At 40.7% G+C, this 16987-nt stretch carries 14 protein-coding genes; 9 read left to right on the top strand and 5 right to left on the bottom strand.

Annotated elements, in window-relative coordinates:
* Positions 1-97: 97 nt before the first annotated feature.
* The 3 genes from V7K49_RS16365 to V7K49_RS16355 form a co-directional block, all read right to left on the bottom strand.
* Positions 98-358 carry a hypothetical protein gene (locus V7K49_RS16365; protein WP_094329947.1) on the bottom strand — a complete coding sequence of 87 codons (261 nt, stop codon included), beginning with the start codon at positions 356-358 and terminating at the stop codon, positions 98-100.
* Positions 359-555: 197 nt separating this feature from the next.
* On the bottom strand, positions 556-1644 hold the full coding sequence (gene leuB / locus V7K49_RS16360) for a 3-isopropylmalate dehydrogenase (RefSeq protein ID WP_273765988.1): 1089 nt from the start codon (positions 1642-1644) through the stop codon (positions 556-558).
* Positions 1645-1897: 253 nt separating this feature from the next.
* Positions 1898-3175, bottom strand: a complete 1278-nt coding sequence (locus V7K49_RS16355) for an APC family permease (protein WP_335206455.1) — start codon at positions 3173-3175, stop codon at positions 1898-1900.
* 495 nt (positions 3176-3670) lie between these two features.
* On the opposite strand from V7K49_RS16355, the gene V7K49_RS16350 reads away from it, so the two are divergent.
* The 6 genes from V7K49_RS16350 to purT all read left to right on the top strand — a co-directional run bounded on the left by V7K49_RS16350 (position 3671) and on the right by purT (position 11427).
* Positions 3671-4210 carry an NADP-dependent oxidoreductase gene (locus V7K49_RS16350; protein ID WP_335206453.1) on the top strand — a complete coding sequence of 180 codons (540 nt, stop codon included), beginning with the start codon at positions 3671-3673 and terminating at the stop codon, positions 4208-4210.
* Between the two features lie 405 nt (positions 4211-4615).
* Positions 4616-6178, top strand: coding sequence for a GAF domain-containing sensor histidine kinase (locus V7K49_RS16345; RefSeq protein ID WP_335206451.1), 1563 nt, complete (start codon positions 4616-4618; stop codon positions 6176-6178).
* Positions 6179-6798: 620 nt separating this feature from the next.
* Positions 6799-7749 carry an ABC transporter ATP-binding protein gene (locus tag V7K49_RS16340; RefSeq protein WP_334870430.1) on the top strand — a complete coding sequence of 317 codons (951 nt, stop codon included), beginning with the start codon at positions 6799-6801 and terminating at the stop codon, positions 7747-7749.
* A 44-nt stretch (positions 7750-7793) separates the two neighbouring features.
* Complete coding sequence (locus V7K49_RS16335) at positions 7794-9560, top strand: ABC transporter permease subunit (protein WP_335206450.1); 1767 nt, start codon at positions 7794-7796, stop codon at positions 9558-9560.
* 155 nt (positions 9561-9715) lie between these two features.
* The gene (locus tag V7K49_RS16330; protein ID WP_335206449.1) at positions 9716-10198 is read left to right on the top strand and encodes a pentapeptide repeat-containing protein; all 483 of its coding nucleotides are present in this window, start codon (positions 9716-9718) and stop codon (positions 10196-10198) included.
* A 65-nt stretch (positions 10199-10263) separates the two neighbouring features.
* Complete coding sequence (gene purT / locus V7K49_RS16325; protein WP_335206448.1) at positions 10264-11427, top strand: formate-dependent phosphoribosylglycinamide formyltransferase; 1164 nt, start codon at positions 10264-10266, stop codon at positions 11425-11427.
* A 357-nt stretch (positions 11428-11784) separates the two neighbouring features.
* On the opposite strand, the gene V7K49_RS16320 is transcribed toward purT, so the two are convergent.
* Positions 11785-13128 carry a serine hydrolase gene (locus V7K49_RS16320; protein WP_335206446.1) on the bottom strand — a complete coding sequence of 448 codons (1344 nt, stop codon included), beginning with the start codon at positions 13126-13128 and terminating at the stop codon, positions 11785-11787.
* Positions 13129-13386: 258 nt separating this feature from the next.
* On the opposite strand from V7K49_RS16320, the gene V7K49_RS16315 reads away from it, so the two are divergent.
* The 3 genes from V7K49_RS16315 to V7K49_RS16305 are packed head-to-tail and all read left to right on the top strand — an operon-like array spanning position 13387 to position 14826.
* Complete coding sequence (locus tag V7K49_RS16315) at positions 13387-13581, top strand: hypothetical protein (RefSeq protein WP_334870063.1); 195 nt, start codon at positions 13387-13389, stop codon at positions 13579-13581.
* Positions 13538-14380, top strand: coding sequence for a hypothetical protein (locus V7K49_RS16310; RefSeq protein WP_335206444.1), 843 nt, complete (start codon positions 13538-13540; stop codon positions 14378-14380). Before V7K49_RS16315 ends, V7K49_RS16310 begins: the two co-directional genes overlap by 44 nt.
* A 56-nt stretch (positions 14381-14436) precedes the next feature.
* Positions 14437-14826, top strand: a complete 390-nt coding sequence (locus V7K49_RS16305; RefSeq protein ID WP_335206443.1) for a hypothetical protein — start codon at positions 14437-14439, stop codon at positions 14824-14826.
* A gap of 481 nt (positions 14827-15307) precedes the next feature.
* Here the strand turns inward: V7K49_RS16305 and crtH are convergent, their stop codons facing one another.
* Entirely contained in the window at positions 15308-16801 is a 1494-nt protein-coding gene (gene crtH / locus V7K49_RS16300) for a carotenoid isomerase (RefSeq protein ID WP_335206442.1), read from the bottom strand.
* Positions 16802-16987 lie beyond the last annotated feature (186 nt).

Genomic DNA, 16987 nt, shown 5'->3' with positions numbered 1-16987 from the left:
CATTTGTCGTTTATCTTTTGTCATTTGTCGAGAGTTAATCAATATTGACTCTTAACCAATGACTAATGACTAATGACTAATGACCAATGACCAATGACTAATACATATGCGATTCAATTTGACTCAAGGGCACAAAACATTCTTGAGGTAAGAGAACTGGTTGGTTAGTAAAAATAACCTTACCTCGATGATTCACACGATTAATTGCTACACCGGAAGGTTGCCCAGCTATTTCGGGATGTACTTCACAGTGAGTATAGTATATCTGCCCAGCAGCTCTGATTACAGCGGGATCAATCAAAGGCGATTGGTTCTTCGGGGCGGTAAAATTTACTTGACCTTGTCGTAATGCGTACACTATCGACTGTTCTTTGATTGCTAGATTTCCCTCTAGTCTACCCGAAACTTATAGCAAAGGTTGCCAAATTGCCCAGGTTGCATTTTAAAAACTCGTAATTCGCAATTCTGTAACAGAAAGGGGATTTAGACCCCACTTGAAAACTTAGCTACCTGTGGAGGTAGGGGTCCCAAACGCTATGCTTAATTACAATAAAATTATTTTGTTTCAAGAGCTAGAATCAGTGCGTTGCCCATAGCACGGCAACCCAAGAGATTTTTTCCTGGAGAAATTATATCCCCGGTGCGATCGCCTTGCTCTAAAACTTGCAATACGGCTTGTTCGATGTGATCTGCTGCTTTTGGCTGGTCTAAACCGTAGCGTAACATCATCGCCGCACTCAAAACCTGTGCTAGAGGATTTGCCTTATCAAGTCCGGCAATATCTGGGGCGGAACCATGAACTGGTTCAAACACACCAGGCCCTGAAGCGCCCAAACTAGCCGAGGGTAACATCCCAATACTACCCGTGAGCATGGCAGCAGCATCAGAGAGAATATCACCAAACAAATTGCCTGTGACGATGGTATCGAACTGCTTGGGAGCGCGTAGCAACTGCATAGCAGCATTATCTACATATAGATGAGAGAGTTCGATATCCGGATATTCCGTACTAAGTTGGGTGATGCGATCGCGCCACAACTGAGATACTTCTAATACGTTTGCCTTATCTACTGAACAAAGTTTTCCGCCACGTTTTTGCGCTGCTTCAAAGGCCACCCGCCCGATACGTTCAATTTCGGATTCTGTGTAAACCATTGTATTTACACCGCGTTTCTCACCAGTTTCTGTGGCAAAAATCCCTTTAGGTTTACCGAAGTAAATTCCACCAGTGAGTTCGCGCACCACCATAATATCCACGCCTTCCACAACTTCACGTTTCAAAGTCGAGGCGTCGATTAGCTGGGGCAAAATTTTCGCTGGGCGCAAATTGGCAAATAATCCCAAACCTGCACGTAATCCTAACAAACCTGCTTCTGGGCGTAAATTAGATGGCAGGGAATCCCACTTATAACCACCAATGGCGGCTAGTAACACAGCATCACTGTTACGGCAAGTCTCTAGAGTGGCAGATGGTAGGGGTTCGCCTGTAGCGTCAATTGCTGCACCACCAATGAGGGCTTCTTGGAATTCAAACTTCAGATCAAATTGCTTCCCTACGACTTTCAGCACATCTACCGCCACTGCCATAATTTCAGGGCCAATGCCATCGCCGGGGAGTAGAGTAATCCGGTAGTTCTGGGTCATAGCTGGTTTTTACTCGGTAAATGCTTGCAGATTAAATATCATACCTAGCAAAATGTACCGATGGAGTTTTTAATTTATTTGGGTGCGGCTCTTTTGATCCAAAGAAAAACGTGCTGCCCTATGCTTTCCGAGGTATTCGCCCCCAATGGCCAAAACGAGGAAAGGAAAACCAGGAAAAACAAAGTCAGACTAATCAACATATCTGTTCCCAGATTCACTTTTGAAATGCGTCCTAGATTTGAGCAAAGCTTCTTCAAAGGTGTAACTGTCGGTTCTTGGACAAGTAGTAGATTACTTCGATACCTATGGCTACTCCTACCATGAACACTAAAACCCAGACGGTTTGTGGATCTGTTTGCAAAGCAAACCAAATTAACATTCCTAGTGCTAGCAAACATATCCCAACACCTAGAAGTGAAATCCACCGCTTACTTTTGGTATAACGATGCATCCGAGCATTAGCTAAATTAACCGCAGCAAATATCAGGAGAAACCCGGCACTACCCATCGTTGAGATCCGACTTATATCAAAGAAATTGGCGATTATTAGAGTCATACCACTAGTAATAAATAAGCCAATTGAAGATTGGTCACGGCCATTTATTTCGCTGCCAGAGTCAAACCCCCTAGATTTAGCAATAACAGAGCTAAAACGAGCTGAACCGTAGAGTGTTGCGTTACTAGCTGAGAGAGTTGATAAAAGAGCAGCAATAGTCATCAAAACAGATCCGAATTGCCCCATAATTGGTTTGGCAACCTCAGCCAAAGTATAGTCTCTTGCTGCCAATATCTGTTCTATTGGTTCTGCTCCCAATGTGACGAGTGCTATTAAAACGTAAAGCAAAATAACGAACCCGATTACAGAGTAATAAACTCGTGGCAAAGTGTACTTGGGATTGACAAGATCCTCTGCTGTATTGGCGATTAGCTCAAAGCCTTCATAAGACAAGAAAATTACCATTGCTCCTGCGAAAATTGACTGTAGCGACGACACTGAGACTGGTGCTAGACGGGAAAAGTCGATATGACTGCTCCCCATAATAATGAACAGGATCAAAATCCCCAGTTTGAAGCTGACAATCCAGATTTGAGATTTACCAATATAATTGGCAGTCAGTAGATTTAGTCCAGTTGTCCCTAAAATTGCCAAGCTAATGAGTAAGTGCTTCCAAATAGGTTGAGTAGACTCTGTGAACAGGCTAATTCCATAACTACCAAAAGCCTGCAAGTAAAAAGAAAGCATGACTATATAGCTAAACCATAGTAGAAGATTCAGTGTCCCACTAAACAGCCCTAGACCAAAAGCCTGGTTTAAGAAGGTTACTGTCCCGCCTCGACATGGATGAGCAACGGAAAGTTTTGCATAAGCATAAGTAGTTATCAAAGCTATTGTCCCTGCGATCGCAAATGCTAGTGGTGCGCCTGCATCAGCTATTTGGATTACAACTCCCAGCGCTGGAAAAAGTCCACCGACAATGCCTCCTACACCCAATGCCCACACAGACCAAAAACCTATTTTTTTGCTTGACACCTGTAACCTCTTTAGGAATAGATAGTCTTATAGTCGTTGACCAGCACGCAGATAATCAAGCTGAACAATCTTATTAGACTATTTTCTCTCCATACACGAGCTACTTGAGCCATTGTCGCGCAAGAAGGGTATACAGTACGCGTCTTGTAGAGAAGGCGGTTCGATAATTTTCATAACTCAAATAGAATTGCTATAGATATTAGAATGAGTTATTATCATCAACTTTAAGTACAGCCTAAATCGCTGTATCGGGATCTTAGGACGACGAATTTCGGTCTAATACCCGGATCTGGACAATTAGACGCAAACAGTCAGTCTAAATAATAGTTGGGCGGCTCGGTAGACCAGAGGTGTGGCAAGAGGAGAGAAATTACCAGCCCACCGCTGACGGCTGGAGGGTTGGACTGCGGCGCGCGGCTTGGCGACTTGCCGCAGATTGTTATGAATGATGAGCCAATTCTGCCATACCTATTGAATTAAACAGGAGCGAGGAAAATGAAAGCAATAGTAATTAAAGCCTACGGCAATGATGACGTTCTAAATTATGCTGATGTCGAACGCCCAGAGCCGAAGGCGGACGAAGTTTTGGTGAAAGTTCACGTCGCAGGGGTTAATCCGGTTGACTGGAAAATCCGCAACGGTTCGGGCGAAAGGCTCGGTCTGAAACTACCCATCGTGCTCGGCGGCGAGATTGCTGGAACAATCGAAAGAATCGGCGATGATGTCAGCGGTTTCAAAGAAGATGATGCGGTCTACGGCATCATCCGCTCTGGAGGTTTCGCCGAATACGCGATTGCCAAAATAGGGGATATTGCGGCTAAACCCCGAAGTCTCGATTTCGAGAACACGGCGGCGATTCCACTTGGCGCGTTGACCGCATGGCAGGCGCTTTTTGATTTAGCCCAGATCAGCAGCGGTCAACGAATTTTGATCACCGGTGCCTCAGGCGGAGTCGGTTCGCTGGCTGTTCAACTTGCCAAAGCAAAAGGCGCATACGTCATCGGTACGGCTTCGGGACGCAATGAAGATTTCTAGCTTTAGTATTCCCAGTAGTAACCAACTAATTATTAGTATTATTTAAAACTTTGTTGAAGATAGTGGTAAATAATGCCCATGACTCAAAGCAGCTTTACATAATCTCCCTACTCGGGAGCAATGCGATTAAATAAGGGTATCCGTTAACCCGATACCTTGAGTACTAATAGTATATATACTAGTATGTACTATACTTGTAGTGTTACTGAGTCAATTACACTGCAATTTCCCAGTAGAATTTTAATTTTGAAGCAGAACAAGGGAACTATAGGTAAGAGTTGATTTTTGTTGCGTCTAGTTTAATTATGGCTTCACACAATCAAGGCTTAGATTTGCCGCCAGTTTCCTTTTTAAAACTTTAATACTAGACTGATTGTTAATTATCTTAAACTATTATCTAAAATTATGTTACAGCCCAATAAAAACTTAGAAAAAGCCAGTTCTCAGCCTGTAGAACTACTACAAATAGAAGCACTCAAAGCAGCAAATTCTCAGAGGATTGTTGCTATCACAGTTGAAAAAATCCGTCAATCTCTTGACTTAGAATATATTTTTGAGACAACTACTCAAGAAATTAGACAATTGTTCAACTCTGACCGCGTAATTTTATATCGTTTCAATCCAGATTGGAGTGGAACATTTGTCTCTGAATCCTTGGCACAAGGGTGGTTACCTCTAATTCAGCAGCAAGTGGATCAACCAGAAATAGTAGAAAATGTCAGCGAATGTAGCTTGAAAAATTTATCTATTCCTCCAATTGTGGATACTTATTTACAAAACACACAGGGAGGACGCTTTTCTCAAAATGAAACTTATCGTGTTTGTCACGATGTTTACACTGCTGGCTTTAGTAAGTGCTACCTAAAAATTTTAGATCAATGCCAGGCAAGAGCTTACGTGATTACTGGTATTTATCAAAGTCAACAACTTTGGGGACTGCTAGCAGTTTACCAAAACGATGCACCTCGAAAATGGCAAACAGATGAAGTATATATACTTAGCCAAATTGCTTCTCAGCTAGGTGTAGCATTACAGCAAGCGGAATTACTCAAACAAACTCAAAGTCAGAAAGAAGAACTCGCCGCAGCTCTCAAAGACTTACAGCAGGCTCAAGCTCAGTTAATTCAAAATGAGAAAATGGTCAGTTTGGGGCAATTAGTGGCTGGAATTGCCCATGAAATTAACAACCCAGTTAGCTTTATTTACGGCAATCTGAAATCAGCTGATGAATACACCCAAAATTTATTTTCACTATTAGATATCTACCAAACACATTATCCCCAATCAATCAAGGCAATTGAGGAGTTTACAAATTTCATTGAACTAGATTTTTTAAGGTCAGACTTTCCCAAATTATTCAAATCGATGATCATGGGAGCAGAGCGGATTCGAGATATTGTTCTTTCCCTGCGGACTTTCTCACGCTTAGACGAGGCTGAAATGAAAGCAGTTGATATTAATGAGGGAATTGATAGTACGATAATGATCATTCAAACCCGCCTCAACCCTGCTAACCAGCGCCGACAAATTGAGGTGATCAAAGAATACGGTAGCCTCCCCTTAGTTGAATGTTATCCTGGGCAGTTAAACCAAGTATTTCTGAATATTTTAGTGAATGCACTCGATGCTTTAGAAGATTCAGCAGTTAAAGGTCGGTGGACAACAAAAAAATACAATAAAATGGATAATCCCCGAATTTATATTCGCACCCAATTGCTAGAACCAGATCAAGTCACTATTAGCATTGCCGACAATGGGCTAGGAATACCAGAAGATACTTTAAAGCAAATATTTAATCCCTTTTTTACGACCAAGCCTGTTGGACAAGGTACAGGGATGGGACTGGCTATTAGTTACCAAATTATCACACAAAAACATCGCGGTTCTTTAGAATGCATTTCCCAACCAGGAGTTGGTGCTGAGTTTATTATTCGTATTCCCCTGATTCAACTTATGTCAAATTTCTAACGCTTGGTATCATGTCTCCAGCTTTTCAACGAAGAGGCAGTTCTTTAAGCCAAATTCTTCATACTTATAAACTTTGCTGTAAATGAATCTGATTTTTAAGATTTTTGATATATAGCTGTATAAATTGCTTTAACAGGGCATAGTGGGTCATAGCCCTCAAGCCTTTAGGGCAAGTGGAAGTTATGATTTTCATAGATTTAATTTGACCAAAAACCATAGCGATCGCTCCTGCTAACCCAATACTTTTCGGATAAACCCAACAATCCAGGGCAAACGCATCTAAATTACTCTTGATCACAACCAACGTTAAGAACCAACGAAAAAATCAGCATTTCGCGTTTGATTTATTTTCCCAGCTTCAAAGCGATGTCTACGGCAAGCCGCAAAGCGTCTACCCTCAACCTATGTCAAAAAGCAGCTATTAATGAGACTAATTTCCAGCTTATTGAACCCTTTTTTAATGATTATCATTATCAAGTAAATATTGTTTCTTGATTTTCTTGGGATAATTTATTCTTTGGAAGTCCCTTAAAGCCAGTTTCAATTTCTGAAACAAGCCTGACAGAAGTTGTAGTAAGAGGTTAGGTTAAGTGTTAATCACAAGCCGCACCCCAGCAGCGATGGTAAAAGAATTAGCAATTTGCACCCGTGGACTAACTAAGCAATTTGACCGGCACATTGCTGTCAATGATGTTGATTTAGAAATCCAGGCGGGGGAAGTATATGGACTGATTGGGCCGAATGGTGCGGGTAAAACAACTCTCATCCGCATGTTGGCAACTGCTGAGGAACCAACTACGGGTGAGATTTATATTAATGGCGATCGCCTACTCCGTGACAAGAGTAATTCCAAACTTAAGCGTCGTCTAGGCTACTTACCCGATGACTACCCGCTGTATGAGGATCTGACAGTCTGGGACTACCTAGATTATTTTGCGCGTCTGTATCGTTTGCGAGAACCACGCCGCACTCAACGGTTGCATGAAGTTTTAGAACTAATCCAACTTGGTAATAAACGCCATAGCCAAATAGTTACTCTGTCACGCGGGATGAAACAGCGCTTAAGTTTAGCGCGAACTATTATCCACGAACCGATTTTACTACTACTGGACGAGCCTGTTTCAGGACTTGACCCCATTGCTAGGATGCACTTTCGCGAAATCATTAAGGCTTTGCAAGAAGCTGGGATGACTGTAATAATTTCCTCCCACGTTCTCAGTGATTTAGCGGAACTGTGTACTTCTGTGGGAATTATGGAACTTGGCTTTTTGGTAGAAAGTACCTCGTTACAACAACTTTATCAACGTCTTGCCCATCAGCAAATTGTGATATCAACTTTGGGAAACCTAGAGGCGCTTTTAAGGGAATTGAAACATCATCATTTAGTGGAAGAGTGGGAGGTGATTCCAGGAAAAAATAGCGTGCGGGTAAATTTTTCGGGGAAAGAAGAAGATAGTGCTGAGTTGTTGCGATCGCTGATCAAAGCAGGCATTACTCTGACTGATTTTCACTGTACGCAAGAAGACTTAGAAAGTATTTTCCTAAAATTAGGTCACAAACAAGCATCTTGATCCGTCAATAAATATCACTCCCCATTTTTGGAGAATTTTTTCCTATGATGCCCAATTTAATAGACAATATTGGCGATTGGAATCCGCAACTATTACGAGAACTCAAAGGACGGCTGAAATTTTTTAATGTAGCGATCGCAGTTGCAACATCCTTACTGCTGCAACTGGTAGTTTTTTTATATCAGTTACGGGAGTTTCCTGATGATAAATACTCACTAACTGGTACATACTGTCGTTTGCGTAAACTATACGAACAGCAACAAAATGGGGTTTATCGGCAATCAAATCAATCTCAAATTGCTGATTTAAATGATTTCCTTTCAAATAATTATTGTCCTCAAAACGAAATTGATTGGGAGTTGTGGTGGCAAAACCACTGGGAATATATATTTCTAACATTTAGTGTAATTTTTGTATTTACACTATTAGTTGCAGGAACTTATTTGCTAATTAACGATTTAGCTAAAGAAGAAACTCGCGGTACGCTGAATTTCATCCGTCTCAGTCCCCAATCAGAAACAAGTATATTGACTGGCAAGTTACTAGGAGTTCCGAGTTTAATTTATCTCATCATCTTAGTAGCAGTTCCTTTACATTTGTGGGCTGGCCGTTCTGCCAAAATTGCCTTTAGTTACATTTTGAGTTACTATGCTATTCTCGCTGCAAGTTGTATTTTCTTCTACAGTGCTGCACTACTGTTTGGCTTAGTTAGTCGTTGGTTTAGTGGTTTTCAGCCTTGGTTAGGTAGTGGTGCAGTTTTCATTTTTTTATTCACAACGATGGTGCTAGCATCGTCTTCTAGCAATACTTTAAATAATTCAACTGTTTGGTTTAGACTTTTTAGTGCTTGGGATACAACAAATTATTTATTTCCTAACTTGTTCAATCTATCAAATGGTTCTCCCCTGAAAAACTGGCAGTTTTTCTATTTACCATTAGGGACAACTTTTGTTAGTGTTGTTGGCTTCCATTTGTTAAATTTGGGATTGTGCAGTTACGCTATTTTGCAAGCTCTTAAACGTTGCTTCCGTAATCCTAAAATATCAATAATCAGCAAGAAGCAAAGTTATTTTTTAGTAGCTTTTTACCAATTGATGATATGGGGATTTACCCTACAAAATGGTAAAAATAATTACACATGGGATGAACAGATTGGGGAAAATTTCGTTTTGCTAGCACTGTACAACTTGGTGTTGATTTTAAGTTTAATTGCGGTTCTTTCCCCTCACCGGCAAGATGTACAAGATTGGGCAAGATATCGACATCAGGGAGTTTCTAGCCACAAGAGTGTTTGGCAGGATCTAATCTGGGCCGAAAAAAGCCCTGCACTCGTGGCGATCGCAATTAATTTAACAATTGTTACTATTCCCTGGTTAGTTTGGCTTTCACTTACATCTGTTGTTGACGCAAACGATGGCCGAACTTGGATCGTTAACGAGATTGACAGGTTTAAAGTGCTTTTAACTATAGCTTTGTCTATCAACTTAATGATGATTTACGCTACCATCGCCCAATTGATACTTTTGCTGAAAACTCCTAAGCGTTCTTTCTGGGCAATTGGGACTTTAAGTGCAGCCGTGTTCCTACCACCGATGATTCTAGAATTTATCGGTATCTCCTCGTGGAAACATTCTACTGTATGGATGTTTACAACTTTTCCTTGGGCAGCTGTAGAATCTGCTGGGGTGACAACAGTTTTTATGGCACTGTTAGCTGATTTGAGTGTTCTAGCGTTGTTAAACTTCCAGTTGACAAGGCAGGTGAAATTAGCAGGCGAATCTGCTACGAAAGCATTGTTAGCAAGACATTAGGAAAGTAGTTGAGATATGTTAGACCCCCGACTTCGTAAAAGTTGTCGGGTATCTTGTTTTTCATGAATGATTTCAGGCTGCTATATTATCTATTATTTGCCTAAATTGTCGGTTAAATTTTTAATCTGCACAAATATGACGACTATCTAAAAATTATGCTAAATCTCCCGATTCAAGACCTCCGTTACACAGCTATTCAGTTTTTAGAACAAAGTCCCCCACAGCGTCTACAAATTCTTAATGAGCTGGGTATAGCTCGTTATGAATTTTTAACCAAAATACGCCTAAATGAAGCAAACATTATCTGTATAATGCGGTTTTTTAAATTTCCAAGTCAGCTAAAGTTTCCTAATCTTATTGGAGCAGATTTATCTAGTTTAATTTTAGATGGGGTAAACTTCATCCGAGGAAATTTATCAGGAGCAAATCTGCAAGGTAGCAGTTTAGTAAATGCAGACCTTTTATTTGCAAATTTTACGAAAGCCGATTTGAGAAACGCAAATTTACGAGGTGCAACTCTCAACGAAACTATTTGGTTAGAGACTCTAGTGGATAAGTGTCAGCTTGGCGTAGGTACTGGTTTAACTCAGCTACAACATCAAGATTTACAACTGCGCGGAGCTATATTTAATTCTTGAGAAGATGGTAATTAAAACACACAAAATTATAAGATGATTAAATTGAGATTGACCTGGATAAGTTAATGAGTATTAAGTTGCCCCAAAAATTGATGTTGCTGGGTTCAGGAGAACTAGGTAAGGAATTTGCGATCGCTGCTCAACGTCTTGGTAATTATGTGATTGCCGTTGACCGCTACGCTAATGCTCCAGCGATGCAAGTTGCTGATGCTTATGAAGTTATTTCTATGCTCAGTGCTGATGATTTAGAAGCTGTAGTGACAAAACATCAGCCAAATATTATTATACCAGAAATTGAAGCAATCAGAACAGAAAAACTGATCGAATTTGAACAGCGAGGGATTACAGTTATCCCGACTGCGGCTGCTACTAACTATACAATGAATCGCGATAGAATTCGGGAACTGGTACATCAAAGATTAGACATCAGAACGGCTAAATATGGTTATGCAACAACTCTAGAAGAATTGATTGCAGTTTCAGATGAAATTGGGTTTAGTAATGTTGTTAAACCTGTGATGTCATCCTCTGGTAAAGGTCAGTCTGTGGTGCAAGAAAAAAGTGAAGTTGAGAAAGCTTGGAATTATGCGATCGCTAATTCTAGAGGAGACAGTCAAAAGGTAATCGTAGAAGAATTCATTAACTTTGAAATTGAGATAACTTTACTGACAATTAAACAGCGGAATGCACCCACTATTTTCTGTTCTCCTATTGGTCATCGCCAAGAACGAGGCGATTATCAAGAATCGTGGCAACCCGCACTAATTTTTGAAGACAAGATATTAAAAGCTCAAGAAATTGCCATAAAAGTCACTGATGCTTTAGGAGGAGTCGGAATTTTTGGTGTTGAGTTTTTCATTACCAAAGATGAAGTAATTTTTTCTGAACTTTCTCCCAGACCTCACGATACGGGTATGGTGACATTAATATCACAAAATCTCAATGAATTTGAACTACATTTAAGAGCTATTTTAGACTTGCCAATTCCTCATATAGAACAGCTAGGAGCATCAGCCAGTGCAGTAATTTTAGCTTCCGAAAAATCTGATTCTATTGCTTTTGGTGGTGTAGCCGATGCTTTGTCAGAAAAAGATGTAGATATTAGATTATTTGGTAAACCTAATGCTCATCCATATCGGCGAATGGGAGTAGCTTTAGCGAAAGGTGTAAATGTCCAAGAGGCTAGGGAAAAAGCTACGAAAGCAGCAAGTAAAATTACAATTATCTAATCCAAGTAGGTGGGTTGAATCAAATATAAAACCACTGTAGTTGTAGGGTATGTTCTCGCTGAGAGTACGGCATCATTTCAGGCTTTCGGTGCGTTACGGAAGCCGTAATACACCCTACACCTGCATCAGTTACTTAGGTGAATTCTAGTAATAAAATTACCATAGCCGTTGGTTTCGACTTCTCTGCGAGACGCTACGCGAACGCTCAACCAACTGAGTAATCGAGAGTTGAGCGACTCGTGCCGAGTTTAGCCTGAGCGACGTCGTTGGCGCAGCCTCTCGTAGAGAAGGGCGGAGCCGAGGTAAGTCGAAACTCGTCAACATAGATATTTTTTTCATCAGAAATCACCTTAACGTTTAAAGAGTGGTTATAAAACCGTTAGGCGAATCAACCGCAGCAACTGGATTCAGTTGATTCAGGTAATCATAAACAAGCTGGGAAACCTGACGGATAAAGTCTCTCCCTCTAGCGTCCTTATAGGGACGTGTCACGAAGATAGCCGCCAGATAACGCTTACCATTTGGCATAGTCACAAATCCTGCATCGCCGATGAGAAAGCCGATATCTCCGGTTTTGTTAGCGATGACTGCACCTTTCCCTAAACCTGCGGGAAGCAGTGTGTGAATTGTGGTGTGACGCAGAATATCCAAGGCTTGCTCCCGACTCTGTGGAGAAACTAGCTTGTTATTCACAACTAAAGCCAGCACTCGCGCCATATCTTGAGAACTTGTGGTGTTGGTTCCTCTCAAGTCAGCCAAAAGATGCCGAATTATTGTGTCTTTCAGTCCCCAGTTATGGAAGCGCTGATTTAGTCGCGCCGCTCCACCTAAGCGATCAATAATCATGTTGGTGGCGGTATTGTCACTGATGGTTATCATCTTAGTGATGGTTTCCAAAGCTGTGTATTTCTTGCCAACTCGCTCATACTGCATAGTTCCAGAACCATTAGTTACTAAGTCACGCCGCATGGTGAGCATTTCATTTAGGCTGACTTTACCAGCATCTAAATCTTGGAAAAAGGCGATGAGAATTGGCAGTTTAATCGTACTAGCAGCGGGGAAAACGCGATCGCCTCCAATATCCAAATAATCCCCAGTACCCAAATCCAGGAAAAACATTCCTGTTTTGAGAAAACTATAGCGACTCATCAAGGCTTTAATTTGAGGTTCCAGCACTTTCATCGGTAAATGCATGGGAACCACGCCAGCAAACAGAGTGCTGTTATCACTTACTGTTGGAAAAATACTAGGAGTTATTTCCAGAGATTTCGGCTGGGTTGCAGTCAGTGGTATTGGTTTGGGTAACTGCACAGACCAATGATTTGCAGATTCCTCTTGCAGCTTCACCTGTGCTAGGTCGAAAGTGTAATCGGCTGTTAAGGTAACTACCATGCGGGTAGTATCTGCGTTTAACTGCCCGATGCTAATGTCTTTAATTACTAACCCCACTCTTTGACTAGTCTGTGGATATCCTAGTGTAACTCCAGGTAAATCAATTACCAGACGGGTAGGGTTGGTAAATAATTGTACTTGGGGTTGAACATTTTCATCTGTGGTGAAATCCAGATGATTTCGATTGCTATCAAAATGCCAATTAGCGATCGCAGTAGCTTTGACAGTGGAGCCAAACAGAAACAAGCTTAAGAAGCTGGGTAGAAGCCAGCTAAATTTTAAAATGTTTTCTTTGTGTGTGAGGAGCATCGGTAATCGCTTTGTGTGTGAGGAAGATTCTTGGAAAACAAAAACCGCTCACCATTAAAGCACAATTATGAAAAGTTTTGTAACTTATGTGTTTATACGAAAAAGCATTTGTTATAAGTATTTAATTTAACCAGTATATGAGCATTCTCTGATCCTCCAAGGTTAGTGAATAGTATCTCTGAAAATTGCAGCTAATTGAGAAAAAGATTTAATTCGGACGCAGTTAGCTTTTTAATTATTTCCATACTGGATTATCTAATGGTAGCTAAAAAGTATCAAATATATCTAAAGTTAGTCAAGTATGCCGATGAGAGTTTCCCATATCCAGAAATTCAGTTTATGGAAATTTTGGATAGTAGCCTGTACTATCAGTTTCACGATCAGCGGTTGTACGCCTCAAAAAAGAGCAATGCTGCAAGTAACTGCGGAGAATTTTCGCGATCGCGCGGCTGATGCTATTACATCGGTGAAGAAAATCTATCAACTTGATGATCTACCTAGAGATGATAATTTAGTTATTGAAAGATTACTAAATGATACTAGTATTCAATTTGAAATTCCTAGAGAAGTAAATAGAATTATTACAGGAGAAAGTCAGCAAAGTATCCAGCCATCAGATGTTGATCAAGTACTCGATGATTTGAAAGCAGAATATGACACAGCGGCAGAGGTATTTAACAAGCTTGAAACAATAGATTATGAAAGTGCAAGGATAGTTGCTAAAACTGCCCAGCCGGCACGATGTTTAACAGTAAAGATGCTGCTTTTAGCCAAAAGAATTCAGGAAAGACCGCCAAGACCAAGCAATCCAGAACGCGTACTCATTAGCTTTGAACTAAAGCGTCTTGGTGAACAGTATAGAAATTTAAGTATATCCTCACAACCAGAAGCAGAAGAAATTCAGCGTCAAGTTACTAAACAGATAGATGAGTGGCGAAAAGTTAATTTTTATGAACAACAAAGTTTGAATGAATCTATCTTTAAACTTTTGGTAGCGGCTGACACTGGAAGAAAACTATCAGAACTTATTGATGATTACCCTAATCTTAACTTTGAAGTTCTTGCTGCTAGAGTTACTCAGATTGTTGGGGTAGCTACCAGTTTCAGTGGTAACGACTACAGCTTGACACTCATAAAGATTAACACTCTAGAAAAAGAAGTAAACGAAGATAAAGTATTGAAAGAATTTATGAAAGAAATATCTCTTAGAAATAGACAAATACAACCACAAACATCTCAATTATGCCAATAAGTTTTGGGTGCAACTAGTCATGAAAAATGTTCACAATTTAACTGAATATATAAATCATGACAAACGATAATATTTTAGATACTTTTGCAGAAATAATTTCTCACTTTCAAGCAATCCCTGGCAATCAAATCAATTTAGAACAACTCAATAATACAGAAGAAAAATTATTTGATATTCGCTCTCAGCTTCAATTTGAGCTTTTAAACGCGCAAAATCAGAGAAACTGGAAGCAAATAAACAAGTTAGAGTTAGCGCTTACCGAATGCAAACTTACTCTCAATAGTGTAAGAGCAGCGATTATAAATGTTAGTATCATCGGAATAAATCAAGAAAATCTAGCACAGATGCAGAAAATTTTACAAGAAATCAACACTGCACGTAAAACTCAGGTAAACATAGATTTTGCTATCCGCTTATTAGGCTTTTTGCGGAGGCTATTCCTATAATCACCGAATTTTAGATTTTAAATTTTGGATTTTGGATAATGATATTGAAGATTCAAAATTACCTCGTTTACATTGGAGATTTCCAATAAATAAATTATCCAAATAAACGTAGACGCGGAGCGGCTTGCCACAGGCTACCACTCCAGATGCAGAGAACACAGAGAGGAGAAATAAAGAGGATTTTTGCGTCAGTTTTGGGATATTTTTTTATTTGGAAGTCCCTTGTTAAGAGTCTCTGACTGGGAATGCATATTTTGGGGCTGTCGCCTCTTTTACTCGCGGCAGAGCCACTTTGAAAAGCATTTCCAGCCAGAGGCTAGAAACGAGATTTAAAAGGTCTTTCGGCTTAAGTTGACACTAGTGAGCATTACTGTGCCCCTACAGCGCGGGTCTATTTACCATCAAACAATGATTGATAAAAGCCTGAAACGACTTATTTTGGTAAATGCGTACCATGATTAATTTGTAAAGTGCGTAAGTATTAAAATCCTAAATCCACAGCAATGCGGTGGGCGCAAGCAAACCCAGAAAAAGCGACTGCATTCAATCCTTGACCCGGAAAGGTACTATCCCCTACACAATAAAGTCCTGGAATAGCTGTGCGATTAAAGGGCATCTTCAATAACCCCCACAACTTGCGCCGGGGAATTGGCCCATATGTGCCATCCTCACGACCCAAAAAGCGGCGATGGGTGCGGGGTGTGCCTACCTCTAGATAATCCAATCCAGCATCTAAGCCTGGAAAAATCTTCTCTAGACGGTCAATAATTCGCCAAGCCGCCTCTTCTTTCTTCGCTTCGTACTCACTCACAGAAAGTTCTTGCCAATCATCAATCCAGTGAGGCGTGAAGGCATGAATGATATGATATCCACTTGGTGCTAAATCTGGGTCAAGTAATGTGGGAATCGAAACAAAAAGTGTGCCTTCTGCTGCTGTCATCTTTTCCCAATCTTCTAGCAAAATATGGTGGCACTCTGACCCCGCAGGCAAAACTGACTCTTTTACCCCGATGTGCAAACTCAAGAAGCTTGGAGATTTTTGATAATTTTGTTGCCATTTTTTCTCATTATATGGCATTTCTTCTGCTGGTAGTAATTGTTCAAATGTATCCCAGCGTGTAGCATTAGAAACTATGCGTTTACCCCGATATAGTTTACCATTAGCCAGTTGCACACCTACCGCTTTTCCCTGTTCTGTGAGAATTTTCGTGACTCTAGCTTGGTACTGAATCTTACCTCCAGCCTTCTCTAGACCTTCTACCAGTTTTTGGGCAATTTGTCCCACTCCACCTTTAGGATAGTTCACTCCGCCATAATGCCTGTCAGAAAAGACCATTCCAGCATTAATCATTGGTGTCATGTCCGATGGAACCACTGACCAGCAATAACATTCCATATCGATAAATTTCAATAATTGGGGATCTTTGATGTAGCGTCTGGCAAAATCCCCAGCATTTTGAGGCAGATACTTAACTAAACCGAGACACGCCAAAGGATGTTGAAAAAATACCCGCAGTAGATACCGAGGTTCTTCCAGCGACAGCAAATCCATGCTGTTGAGGCACTTGAATACTTTTTGGCATTCGTCATAAAAGCGACGAATCCCCTGTTCTTCATGGCGAAAATGAGCAGTAAGATTTTGCAAAAATTTTTCATAAACCCGGTCAACCTTCAGGTTTAAACCTTGGGGTAGATGGTAGTGAATTTGCACCGGATCTGCGATCGCTTCTTGGCTGACATTTACAGCTGATAATGCCCGGGTGAGCAAGTTAGTAGTACCGTTCTGTCCCAATCCAAAAATCATCGATGCACCAACATCGAATCGATAGCCTTGGCGTTCAAAATAACCGGCGCTCCCACCTGGAATCAAATAACGTTCCAGTACCAGCACTTTTGCTCCCTTCGCCGCTAACTGGGTCGCTGTTACTAATCCGCCAATACCAGACCCAATCACGATCGCATCAATATCTTGCATTTTTGTCTTTTGTCATTAGTCCTTTGTTTATTTTCCAATACCCAATGACAAAAAAGAGGGACGAGCCTGCTGCTGCTGGCTAATCCCGTCTGCCGATCCTTAAAAGAGAGGAGAACACTGTAGAACAATATAGCCTTGATTGAGAATGTATGTCAACTAGTAATGAAAACTTTTATCAATAAATTT

The organism is Nostoc sp. (assembly GCF_036919675.1).
Lineage (GTDB): Bacteria > Cyanobacteriota > Cyanobacteriia > Cyanobacteriales > Nostocaceae > Nostoc.
Note: the sequence above shows the minus strand (reverse complement) of the source record. Positions and strands in the feature narration are given on the sequence as shown.